The 6,396-nt window shown below is 71.7% G+C and carries 7 protein-coding genes; 5 read left to right on the top strand and 2 right to left on the bottom strand.

The annotated features are described in order from the left end of the window. Positions 1-462: AAA family ATPase (locus tag VIU94_RS32910; RefSeq protein ID WP_524540654.1), on the top strand; the 462-nt coding region annotated here is incomplete at its 5' end. A gap of 35 nt (positions 463-497) precedes the next feature. Here the strand turns inward: VIU94_RS32910 and VIU94_RS32905 are convergent. After that, the gene (locus VIU94_RS32905; protein ID WP_331917139.1) at positions 498-1,181 is read right to left on the bottom strand and encodes a DUF2470 domain-containing protein; all 684 of its coding nucleotides are present in this window, start codon (positions 1,179-1,181) and stop codon (positions 498-500) included. Positions 1,182-1,369: 188 nt separating this feature from the next. On the opposite strand from VIU94_RS32905, the gene rpsD reads away from it, so the two are divergent. After that, on the top strand, positions 1,370-1,984 hold the full coding sequence (gene rpsD / locus VIU94_RS32900; protein WP_046907488.1) for a 30S ribosomal protein S4: 615 nt from the start codon (positions 1,370-1,372) through the stop codon (positions 1,982-1,984). 33 nt (positions 1,985-2,017) lie between these two features. On the opposite strand, the gene VIU94_RS32895 is transcribed toward rpsD, so the two are convergent. Further along, positions 2,018-4,183, bottom strand: a complete 2,166-nt coding sequence (locus tag VIU94_RS32895) for an ATP-binding protein (RefSeq protein ID WP_331917137.1) — start codon at positions 4,181-4,183, stop codon at positions 2,018-2,020. 168 nt (positions 4,184-4,351) lie between these two features. Between VIU94_RS32895 and VIU94_RS32890 the strand changes: the two genes are divergently transcribed. From VIU94_RS32890 to alaS, 3 genes are all read left to right on the top strand, one after another. After that, a complete protein-coding gene (locus tag VIU94_RS32890; protein ID WP_331917135.1) occupies positions 4,352-4,783 on the top strand; it encodes a DUF948 domain-containing protein in 432 nt (143 codons plus the stop codon). Between the two features lie 5 nt (positions 4,784-4,788). Continuing rightward, entirely contained in the window at positions 4,789-5,136 is a 348-nt protein-coding gene (locus tag VIU94_RS32885) for a hypothetical protein (RefSeq protein ID WP_331917133.1), read from the top strand. After that, the coding region (gene alaS / locus VIU94_RS32880; RefSeq protein WP_331917131.1) for an alanine--tRNA ligase at positions 5,136-6,396 on the top strand (1,261 nt) is incomplete at its 3' end. The genes VIU94_RS32885 and alaS, both read left to right, overlap by 1 nt.

Raw genomic sequence — 6,396 nt, 5'->3', positions numbered from 1 at the left:
CCCCGTTTCATCGCCCGCCGGCTGATGATCTCGGCGAGCGAGGACATCGGCCTCGCCGACCCGACAGCCCTGCCCACCGCCGTCGCCGCGGCCCAGGCGGTGGCGATGATCGGCTTCCCGGAGGCCGCGCTCACCCTCAGCCACGCCACGATCGCGCTGGCGCTGGCTCCCAAGTCGAACGCCGCGACGACCGCGATAGGCGCGGCACTCGCGGACGTGCGCGCCGGTCTGGCGGGAGCTGTCCCGCCGCATCTGCGCGACGGCCACTACAAGGGCGCGGCCAAGCTCGGCCATGCGCAGGGCTATGTGTATCCGCACGACGTCCCGGGCGGGATCGCCGCGCAGCAGTACGCCCCGGACGCGGTGCAGGGCAAGCGCTACTACGAACCGACGCGGTACGGCGCGGAGGCGCGGTACGCCGACGTGGTCGAGAAGGTCCGCGGGCGCCTGCGCGGCGAGTAACCGGGGCCCAGCGGCAAGATCGGCCGGACAGGACCTCAGTGCGACGCTGCCTCGAAGAGCTTGTACATGGCCCGGCGCAGTTCCGCGACATCGCGCACCGGCGTGGGGAAGTCGAAGCGCGCGTCGAAGCTGCGCCCGCCGACGAACCGCACCCGCAGCCCGAACCGGTCCAGCGACAGCGGCACCGCCCGCTGCCCCTTCGCGCCCATCTCCTCGCCGAGCAGCCCGCACAGCTCCTGCACCTGCTCGCTGTGCGCGGAGTGCAGATGCTGCAGCAGCTCGGTCTCGTGCGCGACGAGCGGATCGACGGACGCCTGCGCGAAGTCCTCCGGCTCGACGCCCGACGCACCCCACAGATCGTCCACCCACGCCTCGCCCGTTTCGAGGCGCAGCATCATGGCGCCGGGCGCGGCCAGGCCGGGGGCGCAGGTGAGCCAGCCGTAGAGCCAGGCCCGGCCGCGGATACGATGGGGTACCGAGACCGGCGCGACATCGGTGATCTCCAGCACAGCGGAGAGCTCGTCGTCCTGCGCGTGCGTGGCGGCGCGCACGGCCGGGGAGTCCGCGGGAAACAGCAGGAACACCTCACCGTCGGTTCCCACGACCCGCGCCTGCGGGGTCAGCTGCTCGGGGCGTGCGGTGTCCACCCCCGGGATGAGCAGCACCGACGAGCATGTACTCTGTACGAGAGTTCGTGTGCGCTCGGCTGCTGACGGCATCCGCGCGATTTCAAGCCCGCTGGGACGCGGCTGACCATGAGCTGATCGGACCTCCGTCGCCTCGACGCCTTCAGATGCGTCGACGTTCTTTGTGCTGTCCGTGATGCGCTTGGTGTTCCCAGGGCGAGACATGCGATCTCCTTGAGTAAGGTGAGCCTAACCTAACCTACAACGGAGGTCTGGAGAACGTGCCTAACCAGTCGCGTCCCAAGGTCAAGAAGTCTCGTGCGCTCGGCATCGCGCTGACGCCGAAGGCCGTCAAGTACTTCGAAGCCCGCCCCTACCCGCCGGGCGAGCACGGCCGTGGCCGCAAGCAGAACTCGGACTACAAGGTCCGTCTGCTGGAGAAGCAGCGTCTGCGCGCCCAGTACGACATCAGCGAGCGCCAGATGGCGCGCGCCTACGACCGCGCCAAGAAGGCCGAGGGCAAGACGGGCGAGGCGCTGGTCGTCGAGCTCGAGCGTCGCCTCGACGCCCTGGTCCTGCGTTCGGGCATCGCCCGTACCATCTACCAGGCCCGCCAGATGGTCGTGCACGGTCACATCCAGGTCAACGGCACCAAGGTCGACAAGCCGTCGTTCCGTGTCCGTCCCGACGACGTCGTGATGGTCCGCGAGCGCAGCCGCACCAAGCCGCTGTTCGAGGTCGCCCGTGAGGGTGGCTTCGCCGCCGACGGTGAGACCCCGCGCTACCTGCAGGTCAACCTGAAGGCCCTGGCCTTCCGCCTGGACCGCGACCCGAACCGCAAGGAGATCCCGGTCATCTGCGACGAGCAGCTGGTCGTCGAGTACTACGCCCGCTGATCTCAGCTCGGCGCAGTACCGCCTCCGCGGTGTTCAGCCCGCCGCTTCCCCACCCGTCACGGTGGGGGAGCCGGCGGGCTTCCGCGTTTCCGGGACCCCGGTGCGGAACGGACGCGGCGTCCGCGTCCCGCGCGCGCCGACGGCCGGAGCACGCCGCCCGGCCAGCGCCCGGTCCACCGCCTCGTCCAGCGACAGCGCCCGCCCCTCACTTGTCGACGCCGCGTACCGCTCCGGCCCCAGCACCTCGCCCGCCTGCCGCTCGCACAGCTCCCGCGGCCCGCTGAAGTACGCCGAGCCGAAGAGCGGCAGCCCCACCGAGTCCCACACCGGGGCCGCCGCGCCCTGCAGCACCGCCGCCTCCGCCGGATCGCCCTCGCTCGCCGTCACCAGCGCCAGCAGCTCGACCGCCAGGACCAGCCCCACCAGGTCGTGGAAGACATGGTCGATCGCGATGCACTCGGCGAGCAGCCCCCGCGCCTCGCCGTGGTCGCCGCGCGTCCAGGCCGCATACGCGAGGACGTACAGCGCGTACGCCTTCGTCCAGCGCTCCCCGCGCTCCTCGCAGATCTCCCGCACCTCGTCGACCAGCGCCACCGCGCCCTCCAGGTCCCCCTGGAAGATCCGCGTCATCGCCAGCTCGACCTGCCCCATCAGCACATTGCTGTTCAGCTCGCCCAGCTCCCGGTACGCGTCGAGCGCCTGCCGGATCAGCTCCTCGGCGCGCGGCATGTCGTCCGAGAGCAGCGCCAGACAGCCCATCCGGTGCTTCGCGTACGCCTGCGCCACCCGGTCTCCGGCCCGCCGGGACCGCTCCCCGCACTCGTGCAGCGCCGCCACCGCCGCCGTGTCGTCGCCCTGCAGGATCGCCACATAGCCCAGCACCCACAGCGGCTTGAGCCGCGCGTCGTGCTGCCCCTGCGGCGCGGTCTGCTCCGGCTCCGCCGCCAGAGCGCGGTCCAGCCAGTGCCGGCCCTCCGCGAGCCGCCCGCACCCCGCCCAGTAGAACCAGAGCGTGCCGGCCAGATGGAGCGCCAGATGTGTGTCGTCCGGCTGCTCCAGGCAGAGCTCGAGCGCGGCCCGCAGATTCGGCAGCGCCGCGTCCGTCGCCGCGGCCACCTCCGCCTGCCGCGGGCTGAACCACTCCAGCTCGCACCAGGTGGCAAGGCCCATGTACCAGTCCCGGTGCCGCCGCCGCATCCGCTCGGTGTCCCCGAGCGCGGCCAGCCACTCCGCCCCGTACGCGGCGACCGTGTCCAGCATCCGCAAGCGCGGGCCGGCCGGGGTGTCCTCGCGGACCACCAGCGACTGCGCGAGCAACCCGCCCAGCGCGTCGAGCACCCGCTCCGGCGGCAGCCCCGCGCCCCCGCACACGTACTCCGTCGCCTCCAGGTCGAAGGGTCCGGCGAACACCGAGAGCCGCGCCCACAGCAGCCGTTCCTCCGGCGTGCACAGCTCGTGACTCCAGCCGATCGCCGTGCGCAGCGTCTGATGACGGGGCAGCGCGCCCCGCGCCCCGTCCGTCAGCAGCCGGAACCGGTCGTCGAGTCGGTGCAGCACCTGCTCCACGGTCAGCAGCGGCAGCCGGCCCGCGGCCAGCTCCAGCGCCAGCGGAATCCCGTCGAGGCGTCGGCACAGCTCCCGCACCGCCTCCGGACGGCCCGCCGCCTCGCGCGCGCTCGACGCCGCCGCCCGTACGGCGAACAGCTCCACCGCGTCCTCGTCCGACATCGGCGTCAACGTGAACACCGCCTCGCCGTCCACTCGCAGGGGCCGGCGGCCCGCCGCCAGCACGGTCAGCCCCGGGGCCCGGCAGAGCAGCTCCCGCAGCAGCGGCGCGCACTCCTCCACCAGGTGCTCGAAGCCGTCCACCACGAGCAGCAGCCGCAGCTCCGCGAGATGCTCGGCCAGCATGGCGCGCGGGGACCGGCTGGTGTGGTCGGTCAGCCCCAGCGCCTCGGCCAGCGCGTGCTCCAGGAGCCCCGGATCGCGCAGCGCCGAGAGATCGGCGAGCCGCACCCCGTCGCCGTAGCGTTTCTCCGTCGCGGCCGCGCAGCGCAGCGCCAGCCGGGTCTTGCCCACCCCACCCATGCCGACCACGGTGACCAGGCGGAACTCCCCAAGGAGCCGCCCCAGTTCGTCCCGCTCGCCGGCCCGTCCGACGAACCGGTTCAGCTCCGCCGGGAGATTGCTCCGTCGCATGGGACACGGAGCGTACCCATTCGGGCGCACTCCGTACAATCGGTCCGGAGATCCGCCGTTCCCGGGCCCCGCGCGGGCCGTAATGCGGTACGGGGAGAGACCCCGGGCGCGATAGGGTCGGAGGACGACTTTTCGCAAGGGACCAACGACAGCAGAGAGCGGTGCGGTGTGACCGGTGGAGAGGTTGCCGGGATCCTGGTGGCCGTGTTCTGGGCGATTCTCGTCTCCTTCCTCGCCGTGGTGCTGGTGAGGCTGGCGCAGACGCTCAGGGCGACCACCAAGCTCGTGGCGGACGTGACCGAGCAGGCGGTTCCGCTGCTGGCCGACGCCTCCGCGACAGTCCGCGCGGCACAGACCCAGCTCGACCGGGTCGACGCCATCGCCTCCGACGTCCAGGAGGTCACCTCCAACGCGTCGGCGCTCTCCTCGACCGTCGCCTCCACCTTCGGCGGCCCGCTCGTCAAGGTCGCGGCCTTCGGCTACGGCGTCCGCAAGGCGCTCGGCCGCCCGCGCGACGAGCAGCCGAGCGAGCAGGTGCGCCGGACGGTGGTCGTCGGCCGGACCGTGCCGTCCGCGCGACGACGGAAGCAGAAGGGCTGAGCACGATGTTCCGCCGCACGTTCTGGTTCACCGCCGGTGCCGCCGCCGGCATCTGGGCCACCACGAAGGTCAACCAGAAGCTCAAGCAGCTGACCCCCGAGAGCCTCGCCGCGCAGGCCGCGAACAAGGCGATCGAGACCGGACACCGGCTCAAGGACTTCGCCCTCGACGTCCGGGCGGGCATGGTCCAGCGCGAGGCCGAACTCGGCGAGGCGCTCGGCCTGGAGGCCGCGGACGAACCGCTCGGGCGGGAGCTCCCCGCTCCGCGCCGCCCCGCCGCGCTCGACCCGCGGGCGAAAAGCAGCAAGCACGCGTACCCCACGATCACGTACAACCGGAATGAGGACCACTGATGGAGTCGGCTGAAATCCGCCGCCGCTGGCTGAGCTTCTTCGAGGAGCGCGGGCACACCGTCGTCCCTTCGGCGTCGCTCATCGCGGACGACCCGACTCTGCTGCTCGTCCCGGCCGGCATGGTGCCGTTCAAGCCCTACTTCCTGGGTGAGGTCAAGCCGCCCTTCCCGCGCGCCGCGAGCGTGCAGAAGTGCGTGCGCACGCCGGACATCGAAGAGGTCGGCAAGACCACCCGGCACGGCACGTTCTTCCAGATGTGCGGCAACTTCTCCTTCGGCGACTACTTCAAGGAAGACGCCATCAAGCTCGCCTGGGAGCTGCTGACCTCCTCGGTGGAGCACGGCGGCTACGGGCTGGACCCGGAGAAGCTCTGGATCACCGTCTACGAGCAGGACGACGAGGCCGAGCGCATCTGGCGCGACGTCGTCGGCGTCCCCGCCGAGCGCATCCAGCGCCTGGGCATGGGCCCCAACTTCTGGTCCATGGGCGTCCCGGGTCCCTGCGGGCCCTGCTCCGAGATCAACTACGACCGCGGCCCCGACTTCGGCGTCGAGGGCGGCCCGGCCGTCAACGACGAGCGGTACGTGGAGATCTGGAACCTGGTCTTCATGCAGTACGAGCGCGGTGAGGGCTCCGGCAAGGAGGACTTCCCGATCCTCGGCGACCTGCCGGCCAAGAACATCGACACGGGCCTCGGCCTGGAGCGCCTGGCGATGATCCTCCAGGGCGTCCAGAACATGTACGAGACGGACACCCTCCAGGTCGTCATCGACAAGGCCACCGCCCTCACCGGCGTCGCCTACGGCAAGGCCCACGACAGCGACGTCTCGCTGCGCGTGGTCGCCGACCACATGCGCACCTCCGTCATGCTCATCGGCGACGGCGTCACCCCCGGCAACGAGGGCCGCGGCTACGTGCTGCGCCGGCTGTTGCGCCGCATCGTCCGTTCCGCCCGGCTGCTCGGCGTGCACGAGCCGGTGCTGGGCACGTTCGCCGAGGTGGTGCGTGACGCGATGGCTCCCGCCTACCCGGAGCTCGTCACCGACTTCGAGCGGATCTCCGCGATCGTGCGGGCCGAGGAGGACGCCTTCCTGGCGACCCTGACCGCCGGCTCCCGAATCTTCGACACCGCCGTGGCGGCCACGAAGCAGTCGGGCGGCAGCCAGCTTCCCGGTGACCGCGCGTTCCAGTTGCACGACACCTACGGTTTCCCGATCGACCTGACCCTGGAGATGGCGTCCGAGGCCGGCCTGACGGTCG

The organism is Streptomyces sp. (assembly GCF_036566765.1).
GTDB lineage: Bacteria > Actinomycetota > Actinomycetes > Streptomycetales > Streptomycetaceae > Streptomyces.
This window is presented reverse-complemented; position numbering and strand designations above follow the sequence as displayed.